Here is an 18,243-nt window from a genome sequence, read left to right on the forward strand (position 1 = left end):
ATTTATGGATTACATCCGCTAGTTGGCAATTTCCCTAAAGCTCCGGTCGCGCTGCCAGTAACGGTTAAGTTATTTATATAAAACGTATTAAGTTGGGCATCTGTAATCCCATATTTCGTTTTTATCGAGGCGGCTGCCGCCTGCAAGCTCGCAGTTTCCGCGGCCGTAGCGCTACTATCAGACGTAGTTAGGCCATACAGCATTGCGCTTGCATATTCTAAGTCAGTATGAGCGCCGTTATCCCAAGTCTTTAACGCGCCAACCGCTTTATCAAAATAATCGGTCATCATTGCAAGATGGCTTGAATAATTAGGAGGAAGGCCATTTAGGAAAATCCAGGTGTCAAGTCCGTATAGCCAAGAATCTCCTGTCTTGTAGCCATTTTTTAGTCCGTCCATTGCAGTATTAACGCTATAGTTTATATAAGCGTGTAGCGTCTCGTGTATAGCTGTCGCCGCAATCAATAATTGGGAGCTATTTTTTAGCATATTGGTATTAAGCGTTATTATCATTGATTGGCCTATGCCTGATGCTGGGTCTTCAGCTGTTTGTCCAAGCATATAAGAATTATTGCCCCCCAAGGGACTATAGCTATTCCAGGCCAGATTACCGTCTTGCCAAGTAAGATCCGGTCTCTTTGAAGTAGTAAAAACCTTCGTTAAGTCTGAATAGGTGCCAATTTGACACAAAGTATTAATTATCAAGGCGACAGCACAAGGAAAATGTTTTTTTAGACTGTCTAGTTTAATTGTAAAGCATGGAACCGGCGGTGTATTTACAGAGCAGGGTGTTGATGTGCCGGGAAGTGGCATATAATCTACTTTTAACTTGCCGCTATTAATAGCGTCAATTGTTGATGGCGGCATAACGCAAGGCGAAGTTGTCGGAATGCCTATTGTAGTGCCTGGGGGACAAGGGGGAGGTGGGGTTGATGAAGATGTGCCACCGCCGCCACCGCCGCCGCCGCCGCCGGTACTGGTACCGCCGCCACTGGTACCGCTGCCACTACCTCCATTAACACTGCTGGTACAGACAGTGCCCCAGAATGTCCAGGGGCCAACGGTCGAGGTGCCATCCGTGTAATAAATCGTTACTTGTTGGTACCAGTCTTCGCAAGTCTCCACAATATCGTCTGGCTTTAAATTTCCGTTACTAACGCTTTGTGTCTTTTGTCCACCTGTTTGCTGCGTTGTTGTTGCGGGTGTAACTAACTGCCCGTTTTTGTAGGCGTAGCCGCCTAAGTAATCCCCTTTCGGCGTAAAATATATCGCTAAACCACTAAAATCAGCATCCTGTTTTCGGTAAGTGTTATGAGCTAATTTGCTTAGGTCATTCTTTACGTAGGCCGAATCTGCAAAGATTGTTAAAATATACGCCTCATATTTTTTACCGTCGTTGAGCAGCAGGTAATAGCTGCGGCTATAGGCTTTATTTAAGGTTTTGTTGCCAATTTTAACCGTTGAGCTGAATTTTGTAGCAAGATCAACCGGGATTTCAATTACGTTTTTATTGCCGGCAATATAACTTTCGGCATGCTGCCAGTCAGGCTTGATCAGCTTGCTTAAATCGCGGCTGTCATTGAGGCTTTGGGTAACCAGCGAGCCGCTAGTAGGAACAGACGAGGGGTACGAGCTTTCATACCACGCCTTGGCCTGGGCAATGTCGCTTGGCAACAGCGAAGCGCTTTTACTGTCGCGTTTGCAGCTGTTAATGATACAGACGATAAAGAGTATAGCTATTACAACAGTGCCTCTTGAAAAAATGGATACAGGACGATTTGCTTTCATGTGTGAATACGGAGTAGGATTAAGTTACTAATGTAATTAAGTCTAACCATCTTAAATGTCATATTTTTGTCACAATTTAATTATTAGTTATAGATTAATCATTATTAAACAATTGTTTTCCAATTCATATTCCAAATTTTATTTGAACCAAAACTAAGATTACTCCCACGACAATATCTAAAATAAACATGGCTATTTCAAAAGGTTTAAATGAGTCTAACTTTTCAGAATGCCCGCCACTGGTCGAAGTTTCACAACTTCGACCTAAAATATAACAAGTATTCTGCTTGTCTGTAAACAAAACTCCACCCTTTGCTGCTGCAAGCGATTTTCCGCTACCGCGGCCTTCCGGCTCTTGTTCCGCAAACAGGCAGCCCGCTTTGCTAACGAAGCGGGCCACTTTATAATGTAAAATTTGTATTTTAAAGCTGTTGTTGATTAGATTGTCGCTACCTATCGCTTAATGGCCAAATTCCTGCACCCAATACCCGTTATAGCTATAGGCGCCCATTTCTATGTAAAGTGGATCCATCATAGCCTTGCAATGGTCGTCACTTTTTTCCCAGGCAAGCATTACATCTCCTATTGTGGCATATCCTTCAGCAATATTTTCGCCTACGTACTGCCCGGTATAACCGATGCTGATCGCCCTTTGTATGGGCGAAGTCCCCGCCGGCGAAATGTGGCTGAAGTAGTTATTGGTATACATGTCGGTAGCATGCGCTTGCGCGGCGGTAGCAAGTACGCTGTTCCATGTCAGTTTTTTTACGGGTGGCATAGAATCCTGCCCGCATTTACATCCACGGCTTCGAAGCTTGTTTACAGAATCCAGCATTGACAACTCGATTTTGCCACTTTTTCCTGCCTGATCTTTTTTGCACGAATAGAGAATAAAAATGCAGGAAAGCACAGCAAAGCTTAAAAGCTTAACAGGATAAAAATGGTACCTATTCATCATCCGGATGATCCAAACATTTTATTAAAATCCAAATAAACATTAAAATTCTAATAAAACATACCGGCAATAATGGTTACAAGCAATAGTTAACATTTGTAGCCATAAACATAGTTAAACGAGCCATGCTGCGTTAATGCGCGCAAATACATTTGCTTATAAATCCAATATTAACCTTAAATTAAAATCATGGGAATTAAACAACAAGCATTATTGCTATTGGCAATGTCATGCATGGCTTTTGCCTGCAAAAAAAGTTCAGGTAAGCCACAAAGCACCGATCCCGAAGTAAAGGCAAACTGGTCATCGAGCGCCCAATATGGGTCGTGGTCCAACGGCGGGTACACCCTTAACAATGACATTTGGGGCTCCGGGGCCGGGGCGCAGAGTATATGGGCTAACTCTTACAGTAATTGGGGTGTATGGGCTAATCATCCAAATACCGGTGGCATTAAATCGTATCCTAATTCATCAAAATATGTTGGCGTAACGTTAAGCAGCCTTAATTCATGCACCAGCAGCTTTAATTTTACCATACCTGGTAGCGGAGCCTGGGAAGCGGCTTACGATATATGGGATAGCGGCAATCAAAACGAAACCATGCTTTGGTTAAATTACACAGGCAGTGCCAACGGCAGCGGCAATGTTAAACCCATATCGTACAATTATAACGCCAATGGTAATGCAGTACCTGTTTACACCAATGTAAGCGTTGGCGGCCATACCTGGAACGTTTACAGGGGTAACAACGGCTACAACAATGTTTATTCGTTTTTACGCACCAGCAATACCAATTCAGGAACGGTTGATGTTAAGGCTATAGAAACGTGGATAAAAAACCAGGGATGGTTTGGTAATATTACCTTAGGCAATGTTCAGTTCGGTTTCGAAATTACTTCATCATACGGAAACAACGGGAGTGGCTTAAATTTTACCTGTAACAGTTATTCGGTTAGTTATAACTAATAATTAATCAGGATAAGTCTCCCTTTTAACTTTGCCACCGCAAGTCTCCCGGCTTGTGGCCCGCAGAAAGTGGCCCGCTTTGCTAACGAAGCGGGCCACTTTATAATGCAAATTTGTATTTTAAAGCTGTTGTTGATTAGCTAGTCGGCTACCTGTCCCATTATATTACTCCATAATTGCATTGACGCCTGGTCCATTTTTTTTTTGCAGGTCGATACCAAGCTCCTTACTGGATATATCGGGGGTCTTATACGGCAATAGGTTTATAATTGACGAACTGGGTTCAATCAGGTGTGGCATATCCGGTAAAGAACTGATAGCCCTGGCTTAACAAAAGCGATTCTGGGGCTTTATTTTGTAATTTTGGGGGATGACAAATGCGCAACTGCTTGGATATCTTGGCCGCCTGATTCCCCATTCACCGGAAAGTACCGCTACCTTGCTGAGCCATTTTGAGTATAAAGCTGTACAAAAAGGTGCCGCTGTTTTAAACGCAGGAGAGATCTGTACCGCTTTCTATTTCGTAGAAAGTGGTTATCTGAGAACTTATTATAATAAAGCAGGCGTGGAAATTAATATACACTTCCATTTGGAAGGTACCGTCACTTCAGATCATAAAAACGGCAAAGAAGGTATTCCATCGGAATTCACTATAGCGGCAGGAGAAAAAAGCGAAATCTGGATTTTAAACCGGGAAACATTGACGGCGCTTTGCTACGCTGATCCCGGGATTATGGTTTTTGGGAGGGGATTATTAAACCGTATGTTGCTCGACCAAAGTGCGCATAGTAACCTCTTTAAAATGTACACTCCGGCCGAGCGTTACCAGTATATCGAGCGAAATAATCCCGAGTTATTACAGCGCATCCCGCTCTCCAACCTTGCCTCTTTCCTGGGGATGAACCGCAGGACACTTAGCCGTATACGGGCAAGAAAGCAATTTTGAGACTTTTGTCCCACTATCAATACCCTATAATCCGTTAGTTTTGCACAGTTCCTTTTAAGGGAATAACTAAAGGCTATTCGTTATGCAACAAAACACCGCGCTTTTGGTTATGGACATGCAGGCAGCTGTATTGGCCGGCCTTGCTGATCCGAAACCACTGCTAAGCAATATCGCTACTGCCGTTACTCACGCCCGGAACAATAATATACCGGTCATCTATGTGGTGGTGGGCTTCCGGACAGGCGCTCCGGAGATCAGCACCCGGAATAAAATGTTTGGCGGTATGAGGGAAAGATCTTCCGGGATTAACATGGAGGAAATGTTGAAGGTACATCCTGATCTGGCACCAGCGACTAATGAGATCATTGTTGTTAAGCGTCGTGTCAGTGCCTTTACCGGAAGTGACCTGGAAGTTATTTTGAGAGCACAAGGTATTCAGCATTTAATATTAACCGGAATGGCGGCCAGCGGCGTGGTCTTATCAACGCTGCGGGAAGCTGCTGATAAGGACTACCGGATCACCATTCTGGAAGATTGCTGCGGAGACAGGGACGACGAAGTAAAGGGGATACTCATGGCCAAAGTTTTTGTTCAACAGGCGGATGTCCTGAAATTAAACGAGTGGATCAAAGTCAATAGCTAAGCTGTAAGCAACAAACTGGTTATTTTCACTGGGATGTTATCATCATGCTTTTTTTAAAAGTTACAGCTTAATAGTCATATTTCATCAGGGCTGTTGTTTTTTTACATTGTTGCAATATAAATTTTAACGCCTTTTAAACGATAGAATGTTTTCGATATTTTTGACGTAAGGTCTCCAACAAGTTTGCGTAACTTTTCAGCATGAATTATGAAGTTTAGCTGTTTCGCATTATTTATTCTTATTGTTTGTAATTATGAATCCCGGGCGCAGACTGCGGCGAGGGATACATCCTATATTAAAAGTTATAGCCAAAAGATATTGTTGACAGGCTATGTAGCTGACAATACCCTGCCGTTCGCCGTGGGCGGGAAAACTTTTTCGCCCAATAATCAGCTCAATGTCGGTGTAGGTATCGCCATAAAAAATACGGTAATTAACGCACTTTATGATGTCGGGCTGGTACCGTTGAAAGGGGCGGAGTATGGCAAAACCAATATCACTGACCTTCAGGTTCATAATTATGGGACTCATTTGATGCTGGATCTGTTTCTTCAGAAATATAAAGGCTTTTATGACAATGATATATCACATGGAATCTTCGTTTATCCTAATCTGTCATTTACGCAGATCGGCGCAGAAGGATCTTATATTTTTAACGGGAATAAATTCTCAGGCAGGGCGGCTTATGAACAAAGCGAAATACAATTTCAATCTGCCGGCAGTTTTATCTTAGGAGGGGGTGCATATTTATACCGGCTAGGGCTGGATAGCAGCATGTCAATCCCCGGAAACCAGTCCATCCGGAATTTCCAGGTTGGCGTTAATGTGGGATATGGCTATTCCTGGGTTATTAATGACCGTTGGTTATTATCGGGAATGTTGAAATTAGGCGCGAATGCGGAAGATGAACCCGAGTTGTCGGGGGGCGGGAAAACTAAGATATATCCGACAGCCTTTTTACGGGGTAGTTCAGTTTATCAAAAGCCGGATTGGTCAGTCTGTTTCCTGATGTTGATCAACAATAAAACGATTTATGCCTACGATCAGCGATATAGCCTGGCATCAGTGGATCTACAACTGTCCTATACCAGGCACCTCAACAGTATCTTCAAAAAGAAAAAGTCGCGCCAATAGCAGTGACGGCGACGAGTTTTCTTCACGACCATGTTGGTACCTCACTGGTCGAAGTTTAGCAACTTCGACCTAAATATAACAAGCATTCTGCTGTCTGGAAACAAAAAATCCGCTCTGCTTCCGTAAATCCCGCCCGGTTAAGCGACACGCTATCCAACAGCGAGAAGCAATCTCCTAATGATTATAATAAAAGTACTGAATAGTTAAATTCCCTACCTCATTGGATTTAAAATCTGCGGAAACCGGGTAGCCATCGCTGTCATACTGATTGGTGTAAGTATCGCCGGGTAACTGTGGTGCAGTGCTATAGGAAAGATGAACCCGGTTATGGAGGAATGCATCCGGGTACCCATGCTCATTGTCGTTAAGTATAGGTGAAAATAATGGCGGCAGGCCCACCACATTATTAAATGGCGTTTTTTTATCATCATACGTATAGGTTTCAATTGGGGCCTGCCCTCATTTAAATTATTTTACACCTGCCCGTTAAGCGTCCCCGCTAAATATAATCACGTCACGATCAAACAAATCTCCTTATAGTTGTTATACCTGTACAACTCCTGCCTATTAGCGAATCGCTTAAGACTCTTTATCAACTTATCCGGCTCATTTTCATGTAGGGCTCAGGCGTTTACATAACCACCTCCGTAAAATAATTCAAAACAAAATGACAACTATTAAAAATGTACGTCCTGTAAGTGCAGAAGCACTTTTCCATATTTTGAAAAGTGACTTCGCCAATGAGATCAATAATAAACTGGATTCCAGCCTGAGCATAGAATACGCCCACGTGTATGACGTGATCAATGTTTACTTCCCGGAAATTATTGAGGGCACGGTATTTACCATTATTGTTAATGAGAATGAGATAGAGCTATCAAATAACGGTGATATTACCGAATACAATACTGACTTACTTGAACAATACCTCCACGACTTCCTGGTTGAAAAATGCAGTTAGGAGACGCGCGGTCCGCAAAACGAACAAACAGAAATTAACCGCCTTTAAGGCAATGTTTAAAAATAAAAATATCATGGAAGAAAAAAGGGAAGATAATTCTGTTATTGATCATATAAGGCAGCTTACGGAAAAGGAAGAGCATTTATACAGCAAGCCTGAACCCACTGATCAGGATATTGAAGACATGCACACCGTTAAATCTGAACTTGACCAGTATTGGGACCTGCTGCGTCAGCGCCGGGCCTTCCGGGATGCAGGTGAGGATCCCAACAGGGCGCAAATGCGGTCTGTTGATACTATAGAGCGTTACAAAAAGTAGTGAGTAGCTGATATATTGACTTCCGCCATCTGTTGCATATGCCCGGGTTAGCATATTGAATGGATTAGGAAGTTATATTTCTGTTTCCGACTAATATCAATAGTATGATTAATCAAGATCAAAAAATTAAAAAACTCATTAAGCTCAATGATGAGTTGGAGAATTATTTCAGAAATACGATCATTCCGCAATTATTTGTAGATAGTAACCTGATTTTAAGAAAATTCACCCCCCCAGCCATGAAACAGTTCTCCCTGAAAACTGATGACGTGGGAAGAAACATCGACGACATTAAAGATAATTTTCGCTTCCCTACCATAGTGGAGAATATTGAACAGGTTATCACCAGCAATGAGATCCTTGAAAAAGAGATCCAGACAACTGATCTGAGGTGGTATCAGATGAACATTATACCCTATGTTATTACGAAAACTAAAAAAACGAATGGCGTAATCATCACGTTTGTTGAAATAACAGCGCGGATCAAAGACCTGGTTGACCAGGAAATGCTCATAGCTGATCATGAAACATTGCTGGATACCATATCTCACGATATTAAAGGCCCGTTAACCAGTTTGCTGCTGACGATCAATCAGCTCAAAAAGGTTTCTACCGATAAGTCCAAAGCATTTTTTATGTTTTTCGGAATTTTAGAAAGTTCCGTTAAAAAAATGCAGGTCATTATAACAGAGCTTACGGATGCCGGCAAATTGAAGCATAAATACAAAGCAGAGGAAGAGCTGTTAGATTTTGAAAATGTCCTGGAAGACGTCCGTCTTACCCTGGCCGGAACGATCATGGAATCAGGCGCTGTAATCAACACCAACATCAAAGTGTCCCAGGTATTGTTTTCCCGGAGAAAACTCAGGAGCATTGTTTATAACCTGGTAAATAATGCCATTAAGTTTCATTCGCCCGGTTGCACTCCAGAAATAACAATAAGCACGAAAAAGGAGAAAAAACATGTCGTGATCAGCGTAAGGGACAATGGTATTGGCATAGCGGAAGGTAAACATAAGGATGTTTTTGCTAAGTATAACCGGGTAGGAAATACTGTTGAAGGTTCGGGTATCGGGTTATACCTTGTTAAGGAAATAGTAACCAATTCAGGCGGAAAAATCGTGCTGAAGAGTGAGTTAGGAAAAGGCTCTGAATTCCAGATTTACCTGGCCGCACAGTAATCACAATTAAGCCTATCGAAATAAAAGATAAGTTTGGATTCTCCGATTCCCACCCAGCTAAGCGTCCACGTTTAACCAAGACACAATTGCAAGTGCCCACGCTCGAGCAAAATGAACTAATATTACCGCAACAAAAAAGCCTCAAATCTTTCGACTTAAAGCTTTCTATTTAATGTAGCGGGGAGCAGGATCGAACTGCCGACCTCAGGGTTATGAATCCTGCGCTCTAACCATCTGAGCTACCCCGCCGGGTTATTATTATTGATGGTTCCGAAAAAGGTTTGCAAATATAGCAGAAATTCGCTTTCTTTAGAAAAAATGTTAACATTTACAGCTTTACTGGTATTTCAATTATAAACCCAAATGTCTGAAAAGAAGAAATTTAATATCGAGTATGAAATAAAATCATCTCCGCGGATACTGTATAGCTTTCTAAATGAACCCAATGGCCTCACGCAATGGTTTGCCGATGACGTAAGCGTGCGCGACCAGGTTTATACCTTTACCTGGGATGATGAGCAGCAAACTGCCAAGCTGATTGCCGTAAAAGAAAACAAATTGGTGCGCTTCAGATGGGTCGACGATGATCCATCGTACTATTTTGAGATGGAAATCATCCAGGATGAGCTTACCAGCGATGTCGCCCTCAGCATAACCGACTTCGCTACAGACGATACCCTGGCCGAGCGTAAGCTGATCTGGGATAACCAGATAAAATACCTCATCAGTACCTTAGGCGCATAAAGAAATTTAATTATTCTACTTTTGTATGGTAAACGCCACATGTGCCGTTATTAGAGCGAAATAGCACATGACGGTGCCCCGTTCAATTTATTTGGGGACAGCGTTTTAGCCAAACAGGTTGCATTAATGAAGAAAATACATCTTTTAGTACTAAAATCCTTTATCAGGCCTTTTATTGTCACCTTCCTGATAGTGATGTTCGTGTTGTTGATGTTATTTTTATTCAAGTACATCGACGATCTGATCGGCAAAGGCTTTGAGTGGTATGTTATCCTCGAGCTGATGATGTACGCTTCTGCAACCAACGTGGCCATGGCACTGCCCCTGTCTGTGTTGCTATCCTCCATCATGACCTACGGCGCCCTGGGCGAAAATTATGAACTGGTAGCTATTAAGGCCGCAGGCATTTCATTACGGCGCGCTATGTACCCAATGCTGGTTGTGATCTCGGTTTTAAGCATTGCCGCATTCCTGTTTTCGGATTATATGCTGCCGATTGCCAATCTTAAGTATTTCTCGTTGTTATATGATGCCCGGCAGCAAAAGTCGGCTAATTTTTTGCCAGAAGGAGTTTTCAGCAATAGCTTCCCGGGGTACACCATCAGGGTAAACCGGAAAGACCCCGACGGGCAAACCCTGCACGATATTATGATCTATAACAAAAATGCAGCCCAAACCAACACCGAGGTTTTAATTGCAAAGTCGGGCAAAATGTACCGGACGCCCAATGGCGAGTTCCTGGTGCTAAAGCTCACCGATGGCGTAAAATATTGGGAAGATAAGGGTGAAAATAATTTTAACTTTCGCCAAAAGCTGATCCGTTACCGGTTTAAGGCCACTGAACAAAAGTTTGATATTTCGGGTCTTAAAATGAAACGTACGGATGAAGCCGAATTTAAATCAGCCTACCAGATGATGGACCTGGGGCAGTTAAAAGACAACCAGGGACTTACAAGCAGGCAGATTGATAGTGGCGCCCGGGAGAACTTTAAGCTGATATCCGCCTATATAAAATACTTCACTACACAGGCCGTAAGTGATAAGAGTAAAAAAAATACGAAGCCGGTGATTGCAGGGGCTCCCCTTACAGGCTTAAGGGATTATGAGCAAGTGGCCGCAATTGCAAATGCTACAAGCGAAGCCAAATCTATCCAGGACCTGCTAAAGAACCGTGCCGACAGGGATGCCGAGCTTCGCAAAAACGTGCGCAGGGCCAAGCTGGAGTACCAGAAAAAATTCACTCTTTCGGCCGCTTGTATTGCGTTGTTTTTAATTGGGGCGCCGCTTGGTGCCATTATCAGGAAAGGGGGCCTGGGCCTGCCGGTAGTGGTTTCAGTTGCATTCTTCCTGATATTCTATATCATATCCACTATTGGCGAAAAGTCTGTTAAAGATGGGGACCTATCGCCTGTTATCGGCTCATGGATAGCTATCGTTATCATAACTCCCATAGGCATGTTCCTCTCTTATAAAGCTGCTACCGATTCCGTAATATTTGATATGGAACTGTATAAGCGCTTTTTTGCCAGGTTGTTTAAGAAGAAGGCTGTCGTCGGTTCATAGTTGATGGTTCATAGTTCATAGCCGGATTACTTATTAGAAAGGCACACCACAGGCAACCAATTGCCTGATCCAACGTACTAATTTACACAGCAAAGACCTGAATGATCTTATTATCATTTAAATTTGTATAGAATTAAAAAAACGGGGGTAAGAATTAATTCGCAGCATATTTTATCCCCAATTAAGCAGCATACATGTTAAACACAATAGACGAAGCGATAGAAGCTATAAAGGACGGAAAAACCATTATAGTTGTTGATGATGAGGATCGTGAAAATGAGGGCGACTTTTTAACAGCCGCACATAATGCCACCCCCGAAACCATAAACTTTATGGTGCGCCACGGCCGCGGGCTGGTTTGTGCGCCAATTACCAAAAAGCGCGCAAGGGAACTTGAGCTGGAGCCAATGGTTAGCCACAATACTACCTCGCACGAAACCAACTTTACTGTTTCTGTCGATCTGTTAGCTGGTTGCACCACAGGTATTTCTGCGTCTGACCGTTCGAGGACAACCCTTGCCTTAATTGATCCAAGTACTAAACCTGAAGATTTGGGACGCCCAGGCCACATATTCCCGCTGATAGCGAAGGATGGCGGCGTGCTGCGCCGCACCGGGCACACCGAGGCAGCTATCGACCTTGCTGTTTTAGCAGGATTTGAGCCTGCCGGTGTGATCTGCGAAATAATGAAGGAGGATGGCGAAATGGCCCGCCTGCCCGAATTATTGGTGATGGCTAAGGAATTCGACCTGAAAATTATTTCGATAAAAGATCTGATTGCATACAGGCTGGCTACCGAATCATTAGTACACAAAGATGTTTCTGTAAAAATGCCAACAAAATACGGCGATTTTGATATGATAGCCTATACGCAGGCAAATACAGGTGAGAACCACCTGGCGCTTGTAAAGGGCAGCTGGGAACCCGATGAGCCAATATTAGTGCGTGTGCACAGCTCATGCGTTACGGGCGATATTTTTGGCTCATGCCGCTGCGATTGCGGTCCACAGCTGCAAAAAGCTATGGAAATGATAGACAAGGAAGGCAAAGGCGTAATTGTATACATGAACCAGGAAGGCCGCGGCATTGGGCTTATCAATAAGCTTAAAGCCTACCACTTACAGGAGAACGGTATGGACACAGTTGAAGCCAACCTTGAGCTGGGCTTCGATATGGACCAGCGCGACTATGGTGTTGGTGCACAGATATTGCGGAGCCTTGGCGTTTCGAAAATGCGCCTGATGAGCAATAATCCTAAAAAGCGTGCGGGCCTTATCGGCTATGGCCTTGAAGTGGTTGAGAATGTACCGATCGAAATTGCATCAAACCCCCATAACGAATTTTACCTGCGGACAAAAAGAGACAAAATGAATCATACCATTATGCGCGATCATTGATCTTCATCCTCGTCGGGCTTGGGCGCTACAGCTGCCGGCGTTGGGTTGGTTGCTGGGATAGGACTTGGCTTAACCGGCTGCTTCCTAACCTGGCTCCTAAAGATATTCCTGATGAATTCGCCAAAGGTGTCAAAGTCGCGCTGGTAAACTAAACCTATACCATTTACATACTGTTCGGTTAAGTCGCCGCTAATGGTATTTAATGTAGTACTGTTTAAAACCCGGTATGAATATTTTGCGCTCAGGTTACCATCCTTACGGATCAGGTATTGGGCCTCAAAATCCTTGGTGAGCTGGCTAAAATTCGAATTGAACAAGCTGGTGTTATTTTGAAACAGGTCATTACTGCTTGCAGTTGAGTTATTAAATAAACTGCCGGTAAGGATCAGGCGATTCTGTACCCTATAAGAAATCCCAAGGTCATTAAACGACCGGATGTTTAAGTCGAGGTTTTTAATGTTTGATTGCGATATCAGGCTGTTCAGCTTATTAAACGCAAACTCGCTTATCGCCTCTCCTGCTGTGCCCACTACCTGGTTGGTCAGGTTGCTATTGGCCCCGCTCGAAAAATTACGGCGTACGATAATACTCAAAGCCTGCTGGTTACGGTTATTATTGTCAGAAAGATAGGTACTTAGATCATCCTTTATTGACGGATCGAGCGGGAAGTTAAAATCGAAATCGATGTTCGGCTGTAACAGTGATTTGGTGAGGATCAACTCCGCCTGCACCAATTCAAGCGATCTACCCTTCGGCGACTGCGAACCAGCGGCCTGGTACAACGGCTGAATATCAGCACGCACTTCATAAATAGCATTCAGGTTGATGGAGGCATTTGACGGGTTACCTGTCCAGCGGATGGTTCCGCCCTGGTTTACAGTAAAGTTTTTACTGATAAAATTCTTTGCTGTGAACTCAAACTTACCCGATGTAATCAGGAAGCCCCCAAACATTTCGAAATCGCCGAGGCTGTTTATTTTCAATGTTAAATCCTTCGCCTGCCCGCTTCCTTCCAGCACACCATAATCAGTAGTGATCTTAACCACTGTTTTTTCGTCAACAGTCAGGTCAAAATTTAAGGTAACCCCATTAAACGCCAGGGAGCGGGGCGCTGCCTTAGTAGTATCGTTATGGCTAACAAATTTTATAAAGTCGTAATCGCTAACCGTCATTGACGTGTTTAGCGGGATATTGAATATGGTTCCGGCTTCGGTGCTGGCCTTAATATCAATTTTCATATTGTCAACCGGCCCGTGAAAGCTAAACCTTCCGGTTCCGTAAGCCGTTCCATAATACACGTGATTATCCTTAAACGTTGTGTTAAGTGCCATCAGGTTTTTCGCGTCCAAATCTACTTCAATATCAGGGTTCGCCAGGTCATTTAAATCAATCGTCCCGTTTACAGCTCCTGTACCATGTTTGAAATCCCTAAGGATCATATTGTTGACCTTAACTACACTATTGTTCACTTCTAACGTATCTGACACAGTAAAGGGCGTTTTTAAATAATTTACAGTAACGCCTGTGTTATTCAACATAATACTACCATTAAGCTTAGGCTTTGACACCGGCCCGGATAGCTTTAAATTACTGGATACAGTGCCCTTAACATTTGAAACAAGATCCTTAATAAAAGGCTCAAAAATTATAGCCTCGGTTTGGTTCATTTTTACATCGAAGTCCAGGTTGTCCTCTATACCGTGCCCAATTTGATAAACACCCGCAAGGTTCATGGTTTCAAGGCCCTTGTTTGTGATGTTTATTTTTACATCTGCCTGCTTACGGTCATTCCCCAGGGTCGATTCAATTTTAACGTCCCCTACCAGTGTTTTATTCATCGCCAGCGAGTCGATCCCCAATTTGGCATCAATGCCCGGCGTTTTCATAATAGATGTTAGGTTGACATCGCCATTAAGGTGTCCCTTTAACCGGATGCCCGCTGTTTTGGTAAGCTGGTCCAAAGTAGCCATACTGAACTTCTGGAACGTAAGCTTAAGTTTATCAGCCGGGTTATCCGAAATAAAGCCGTCAATCTTAACCTTCTGCTGTCCGTTCGATAACTCAAATCCTTGCACCTGGGTTTTACCATTTAAAAACTTAATATTTACCTTTTCAAGGATTTTCCAGTTTTGATGCTCCAATATTACGTCAGACGGCAGGAGGTGCAGCTGTGCTGTTGTATCGCGGCCAAACTTAACCAGGCCATATAGATCTAACTGGTTTACAGCGTCCTTATCTGATAACTTGACGTTGAAATTAAGGCTGTCATTCTTTATAAAATTACTGATGGTTATATTTTTTATAAACAAACTATCGGTAATATTAACCTTACTTAACGAAAGGTTTAAGTCCAGGAATTTGTCTTCGGTGCCTTCATCAATAATAAAATCATGAAAAACCATTTTTTGATATTTAATGGTTTTGATGTAGGCATTAAGCGTTGCGGTTTTCTTTTCTGAATTGAACTCGCCAACAAACGTGCCCTGGTCGGGAATTTTTAGATCAGGCTCAAAAATAGCGAGCAGCGGATCGACGTTTTTAAGCGTAAGGTTAAATGAAAAATCCTGGGGCCTGGGCGTTACTATCTCTGTTTTTAAAGAGGGGATGTATTTTTTTGCGATGGTTTTAAAGTAGGATGGCAAAGTAGCGAGGTCATAGCTCCCCTTTATGTAACCGTCGGCAACGTCTGATTTAAGGTTGATGGCGCGTTGATTTCCTTTCCCCGTCGCAGATACATATAAAGAGTCAACCACATAATTATTTCTTGGATCAACAACCCTTATTTTCCGTAGTTCAGCTTTGCCTGTCATATTGGCCAAACTTGTACCTGAAAAGTTGACGTTAACCTGGGTGGTTAATGTTACGGTATCATTAATAAGCTTTAGATCACGCAAATGAGCATTATCAATATTCCCGTTAAAGCTGTAAATCGGTAAGACGGGGTTTAAATCGACGCTGCCAGTTCCGTTAAGTTTAATTTTCTTGTCGTTTACCGACAGCTTAGCGCTTGCAACCTGCTTAATAAAGCTGCCGTTTAGTGCCAAATTATGGTAATTGTAGCCTTTAAAGTTCAGCTCACTTATTTTGGCATCAATATTTTCATTTAGATTTTTGAGTTCATCGCCGCTGCCCCTAACATTGGCATTCATAGTAACCCGTCCAAGCGTTTCTTCGTCCAGCAAATCGCCAATATTAAATGCATAGGTAGTCAGCTTACCGCTATATGAGGGGATCCCGGCCTTGTTAATTTTCAGGTTAATATCTGAGTCAAAACGACCGAGTTTTGTTTTAAAAGTTCCGTAAGCCACAAAATCATTTTGCAGCCCTGTAAACCTGCCCGAAAAATTAACGTTGCCGAATTTGGATATGATATCAGGTACCTTAGCGTAACGTTTTCCAACGAAATTACTATACAGAAAATCCAGGTCGGCTTTATTAGTCGCAATCTGGTCGAAATTTAACTCAAGGAAGGTATTATCCCAATCGGGCAGCCCCTTCAGGTTAAAATCACCTCTTATATAAGTGGCTTTGGCACCGGTTATCGTAAGGTTTTTTGCCCTAAGGTTATTTACAAATCCATTTATCCGGCCATCAACTCCCAAATCAAACCTTACATTTTCCAGCCCGTTGGTAAAATAGGCAATGTCTGTCGATGAAATCTTTGACGATTTAAAGTCGCCATCCATAAAAACCTTGTCCTCGATATGAGCACCCACATCATCAAAACTTTTAAACTTCATCCTGAAATAATTTTTCAGGCTGGAATGATTGGTTAATACAAAAAGGTTTTGCGCGAGGATCTGGTTAGAATCAATAGTAGCATCTGCATTAAATTTTTTGAGGTAGAACCCACTTTTTTCTTGCAGCGTTAGATTGGTCACATTCCCTTTAAAAAGGTGGTTAACCAAATCCATATTCTTAATTACAGCGCTAAATTTCCTAACGTCCAGATCATCAAAGTTTATCCCCTTTATCAGGGTATCAACCAGCATGTTCTTAAAACGGAAATGAAAATTATTGATGGCGATCTTTTCGAACTTTACCTGCCATGGTGTACTCTTTGTAGTATCCGGCGGGCCGCTAAGCTTGTCGATAATAAATTGTAGGTTGGACGTACTGTCGCTTTGTTTCTTAAGGTAGGCCGAGCCGTTGTTTAGCTCGATCAGCTTAAAATCAATCACCTTATTCCTGATGCTGCTGATTAAAGAAAAACCACTCAGATTAACCTCCAGTTTGGGTGTGCTTAACAGCGTATCCTTTTGTTTATCCAATACATACAAGCTGTCAAGCTCTATCGAGGTAAAAGGCTGGATATACAACCCGGCGATGCCCACCTTAGTCCCTAATTTCTCTGACAAGTACGCAGTAGCTTTTTTTGCTGCCCATGTTTGTACCGGCTTATATTGAAACACCAACAACAGAATGCTGAAGATCAACAAGATAACCAATACTATACTAAGCGCTATTTTGAGTACTTTTTTAATAACTTTGCCTTTTAGAATTAATTTTGAATTAGTGAGTTAGCGAATTAGTGATTATTAAACACCGTTTGCATCTTAAGGTTTAGCATATGGTATAATAAATCAACCTATCAAATCGCCCATTCACTAAATCAGTCATTCACTAATTAATAACACGTGCCCGTAATACTAGGAATCGAATCTTCATGTGATGAAACCTCTGCTTCAGTTTGTGTGGACGGGGTGGTCCTGAGCAATGTAATTGCCAATCAAACCATCCATGAGGCATATGGAGGCGTTGTGCCGGAGCTTGCCTCAAGGGTTCATCAGCAAAATATTGTTCCTGCGGTTCAACAAGCGCTGTTGAACGCAAAAGTAAACAAAAATGCTGTGGATGCCGTAGCTTTTACACGCGGACCAGGCCTTTTAGGATCATTACTGGTAGGTGTATCATTTGCCAAAGCCTTTGCACTGGCAAAAAACATCCCGCTTATTGATATAAACCACATGCAGGCGCATGTGCTGGCACATTTTATCGGCGATAATAAACCATCGTTCCCGTTTTTGTGCTTGACGGTATCGGGTGGCCACACGCAAATAGTCCTGGTGAAGGATTATTTTGATATGGAAGTAATTGGCCAAACGCTTGACGATGCTGCCGGCGAAGCCATGGATAAAACCAGCAAAATTTTAGGATTACCATATCCCGGCGGTCCGTTAATTGATAAATATGCGCGTTTGGGAAATGCTGATGCTTATAAGTTTCCTGAGCCGCAAATTCCAAATTTTGATTTCAGTTTTAGCGGGTTAAAAACATCCATTCTTTATTTTATAAGGGATAACGTTGCCGCAAACCCTGATTTTATCCAGCAAAATTTGAATGATATCTGCGCATCAGTTGAAAAACGGATTGCGACCGTTTTATTAAACAAACTGCAAAAGGCAGCTAAGGAATACGGAATAAAAGATATTGCCTTAGCCGGAGGCGTATCAGCCAATACTGGTTTGCGCCAGGGACTATTAGCAATGGGCGAAAAAAATGGCTGGCGCTGCTTCATCCCGAAAATGGAATATTGTACCGACAATGCAGCCATGATTGCCATAGCCGGATATTATAAATATTTAAAGGGAGAATTTGTAGGGCAGGAAGTAACGCCGCTGGCCAGGATGCCGATGTGAGAATTGTC

General features: G+C 42.7%; 16 protein-coding genes and 1 tRNA gene. 11 read left to right on the plus strand and 6 right to left on the minus strand.

Annotation, left to right across the window (positions count from 1 at the left end; genetic code table 11):
- Nucleotides 1-2: 2 nt before the first annotated feature.
- The 3 genes from KXD93_RS15190 to KXD93_RS15200 form a co-directional block, all read right to left on the minus strand.
- Nucleotides 3-1,787, minus strand: coding sequence for a hypothetical protein (locus KXD93_RS15190; RefSeq protein ID WP_258138026.1), 1,785 nt, complete (start codon nt 1,785-1,787; stop codon nt 3-5).
- A 124-nt stretch (nt 1,788-1,911) separates the two neighbouring features.
- Nucleotides 1,912-2,187 (minus strand): hypothetical protein, encoded by a 276-nt coding sequence (locus tag KXD93_RS15195; protein ID WP_258138027.1) that lies wholly within the window; start codon nt 2,185-2,187, stop codon nt 1,912-1,914.
- Nucleotides 2,188-2,247: 60 nt separating this feature from the next.
- Complete coding sequence (locus KXD93_RS15200) at nt 2,248-2,745, minus strand: CAP domain-containing protein (RefSeq protein ID WP_258138028.1); 498 nt, start codon at nt 2,743-2,745, stop codon at nt 2,248-2,250.
- A 186-nt stretch (nt 2,746-2,931) separates the two neighbouring features.
- On the opposite strand from KXD93_RS15200, the gene KXD93_RS15205 reads away from it, so the two are divergent.
- The 4 genes from KXD93_RS15205 to KXD93_RS15220 all read left to right on the plus strand — a co-directional run bounded on the left by KXD93_RS15205 (nt 2,932) and on the right by KXD93_RS15220 (nt 6,431).
- Entirely contained in the window at nt 2,932-3,708 is a 777-nt protein-coding gene (locus KXD93_RS15205) for a GH12 family glycosyl hydrolase domain-containing protein (RefSeq protein WP_258138030.1), read from the plus strand.
- Nucleotides 3,709-4,078: 370 nt separating this feature from the next.
- A complete protein-coding gene (locus tag KXD93_RS15210; protein ID WP_258138031.1) occupies nt 4,079-4,654 on the plus strand; it encodes a Crp/Fnr family transcriptional regulator in 576 nt (191 codons plus the stop codon).
- An 82-nt stretch (nt 4,655-4,736) separates the two neighbouring features.
- Complete coding sequence (locus tag KXD93_RS15215) at nt 4,737-5,297, plus strand: cysteine hydrolase family protein (RefSeq protein ID WP_258138034.1); 561 nt, start codon at nt 4,737-4,739, stop codon at nt 5,295-5,297.
- A 207-nt stretch (nt 5,298-5,504) separates the two neighbouring features.
- Nucleotides 5,505-6,431, plus strand: a complete 927-nt coding sequence (locus KXD93_RS15220; protein ID WP_258138035.1) for a DUF4421 family protein — start codon at nt 5,505-5,507, stop codon at nt 6,429-6,431.
- A gap of 174 nt (nt 6,432-6,605) precedes the next feature.
- Here the strand turns inward: KXD93_RS15220 and KXD93_RS15225 are convergent, their stop codons facing one another.
- Complete coding sequence (locus tag KXD93_RS15225; protein ID WP_258138037.1) at nt 6,606-6,833, minus strand: hypothetical protein; 228 nt, start codon at nt 6,831-6,833, stop codon at nt 6,606-6,608.
- 265 nt (nt 6,834-7,098) lie between these two features.
- On the opposite strand from KXD93_RS15225, the gene KXD93_RS15230 reads away from it, so the two are divergent.
- The 3 genes from KXD93_RS15230 (at nt 7,099) to KXD93_RS15240 (ending at nt 8,892) form a co-directional block, all read left to right on the plus strand.
- Entirely contained in the window at nt 7,099-7,392 is a 294-nt protein-coding gene (locus tag KXD93_RS15230) for a hypothetical protein (RefSeq protein WP_258138039.1), read from the plus strand.
- A 73-nt stretch (nt 7,393-7,465) separates the two neighbouring features.
- Entirely contained in the window at nt 7,466-7,711 is a 246-nt protein-coding gene (locus KXD93_RS15235; protein ID WP_258138040.1) for a DUF2630 family protein, read from the plus strand.
- Nucleotides 7,712-7,815: 104 nt separating this feature from the next.
- Nucleotides 7,816-8,892: a sensor histidine kinase gene (locus KXD93_RS15240; protein ID WP_258138042.1), complete on the plus strand. Its 1,077-nt coding sequence runs from the start codon at nt 7,816-7,818 to the stop codon at nt 8,890-8,892.
- 175 nt (nt 8,893-9,067) lie between these two features.
- Here KXD93_RS15240 and KXD93_RS15245 read toward each other — a convergent pair.
- Nucleotides 9,068-9,141 (minus strand) — tRNA-Met (locus KXD93_RS15245).
- A 114-nt stretch (nt 9,142-9,255) separates the two neighbouring features.
- On the opposite strand from KXD93_RS15245, the gene KXD93_RS15250 reads away from it, so the two are divergent.
- The 3 genes from KXD93_RS15250 to KXD93_RS15260 all read left to right on the plus strand — a co-directional run bounded on the left by KXD93_RS15250 (nt 9,256) and on the right by KXD93_RS15260 (nt 12,596).
- Nucleotides 9,256-9,636: an START-like domain-containing protein gene (locus tag KXD93_RS15250; RefSeq protein ID WP_258138043.1), complete on the plus strand. Its 381-nt coding sequence runs from the start codon at nt 9,256-9,258 to the stop codon at nt 9,634-9,636.
- A gap of 126 nt (nt 9,637-9,762) precedes the next feature.
- Nucleotides 9,763-11,199 carry an LptF/LptG family permease gene (locus KXD93_RS15255; protein WP_258138044.1) on the plus strand — a complete coding sequence of 479 codons (1,437 nt, stop codon included), beginning with the start codon at nt 9,763-9,765 and terminating at the stop codon, nt 11,197-11,199.
- A 194-nt stretch (nt 11,200-11,393) separates the two neighbouring features.
- Entirely contained in the window at nt 11,394-12,596 is a 1,203-nt protein-coding gene (locus KXD93_RS15260) for a bifunctional 3,4-dihydroxy-2-butanone-4-phosphate synthase/GTP cyclohydrolase II (protein ID WP_258138045.1), read from the plus strand.
- Here the strand turns inward: KXD93_RS15260 and KXD93_RS15265 are convergent.
- Nucleotides 12,590-17,032, minus strand: a complete 4,443-nt coding sequence (locus tag KXD93_RS15265; RefSeq protein WP_258138046.1) for a translocation/assembly module TamB domain-containing protein — start codon at nt 17,030-17,032, stop codon at nt 12,590-12,592. The genes KXD93_RS15260 and KXD93_RS15265 overlap by 7 nt on opposite strands.
- A 201-nt stretch (nt 17,033-17,233) precedes the next feature.
- On the opposite strand from KXD93_RS15265, the gene tsaD reads away from it, so the two are divergent.
- Complete coding sequence (tsaD, locus tag KXD93_RS15270) at nt 17,234-18,235, plus strand: tRNA (adenosine(37)-N6)-threonylcarbamoyltransferase complex transferase subunit TsaD (protein ID WP_258138047.1); 1,002 nt, start codon at nt 17,234-17,236, stop codon at nt 18,233-18,235.
- Nucleotides 18,236-18,243: the final 8 nt, after the last annotated feature.

Origin of the sequence: Mucilaginibacter phenanthrenivorans (genome assembly GCF_024721155.1) — a bacterium.
In the GTDB taxonomy this organism is placed as follows: Bacteria; Bacteroidota; Bacteroidia; order Sphingobacteriales; family Sphingobacteriaceae; genus Mucilaginibacter; species Mucilaginibacter phenanthrenivorans.

Excerpts from the sequence above, each read along its gene's own strand:
- KXD93_RS15230 (WP_258138039.1), top strand. The coding sequence starts at position 7,099 with ATGACAACTATTAAAAATGTACGTCCTGTAAGTGCAGAAGCACTTTTC.
- KXD93_RS15220 (WP_258138035.1), top strand. The coding sequence starts at position 5,505 with ATGAAGTTTAGCTGTTTCGCATTATTTATTCTTATTGTTTGTAATTAT.
- KXD93_RS15250 (WP_258138043.1), top strand. The coding sequence starts at position 9,256 with ATGTCTGAAAAGAAGAAATTTAATATCGAGTATGAAATAAAATCATCT.
- KXD93_RS15190 (WP_258138026.1), bottom strand. The coding sequence starts at position 1,787 with ATGAAAGCAAATCGTCCTGTATCCATTTTTTCAAGAGGCACTGTTGTA.
- KXD93_RS15200 (WP_258138028.1), bottom strand. The coding sequence starts at position 2,745 with ATGATGAATAGGTACCATTTTTATCCTGTTAAGCTTTTAAGCTTTGCT.
- KXD93_RS15260 (WP_258138045.1), top strand. The coding sequence starts at position 11,394 with ATGTTAAACACAATAGACGAAGCGATAGAAGCTATAAAGGACGGAAAA.
- KXD93_RS15205 (WP_258138030.1), top strand. The coding sequence starts at position 2,932 with ATGGGAATTAAACAACAAGCATTATTGCTATTGGCAATGTCATGCATG.
- KXD93_RS15255 (WP_258138044.1), top strand. The coding sequence starts at position 9,763 with ATGAAGAAAATACATCTTTTAGTACTAAAATCCTTTATCAGGCCTTTT.
- KXD93_RS15210 (WP_258138031.1), top strand. The coding sequence starts at position 4,079 with ATGACAAATGCGCAACTGCTTGGATATCTTGGCCGCCTGATTCCCCAT.
- KXD93_RS15240 (WP_258138042.1), top strand. The coding sequence starts at position 7,816 with ATGATTAATCAAGATCAAAAAATTAAAAAACTCATTAAGCTCAATGAT.
- KXD93_RS15235 (WP_258138040.1), top strand. The coding sequence starts at position 7,466 with ATGGAAGAAAAAAGGGAAGATAATTCTGTTATTGATCATATAAGGCAG.
- KXD93_RS15215 (WP_258138034.1), top strand. The coding sequence starts at position 4,737 with ATGCAACAAAACACCGCGCTTTTGGTTATGGACATGCAGGCAGCTGTA.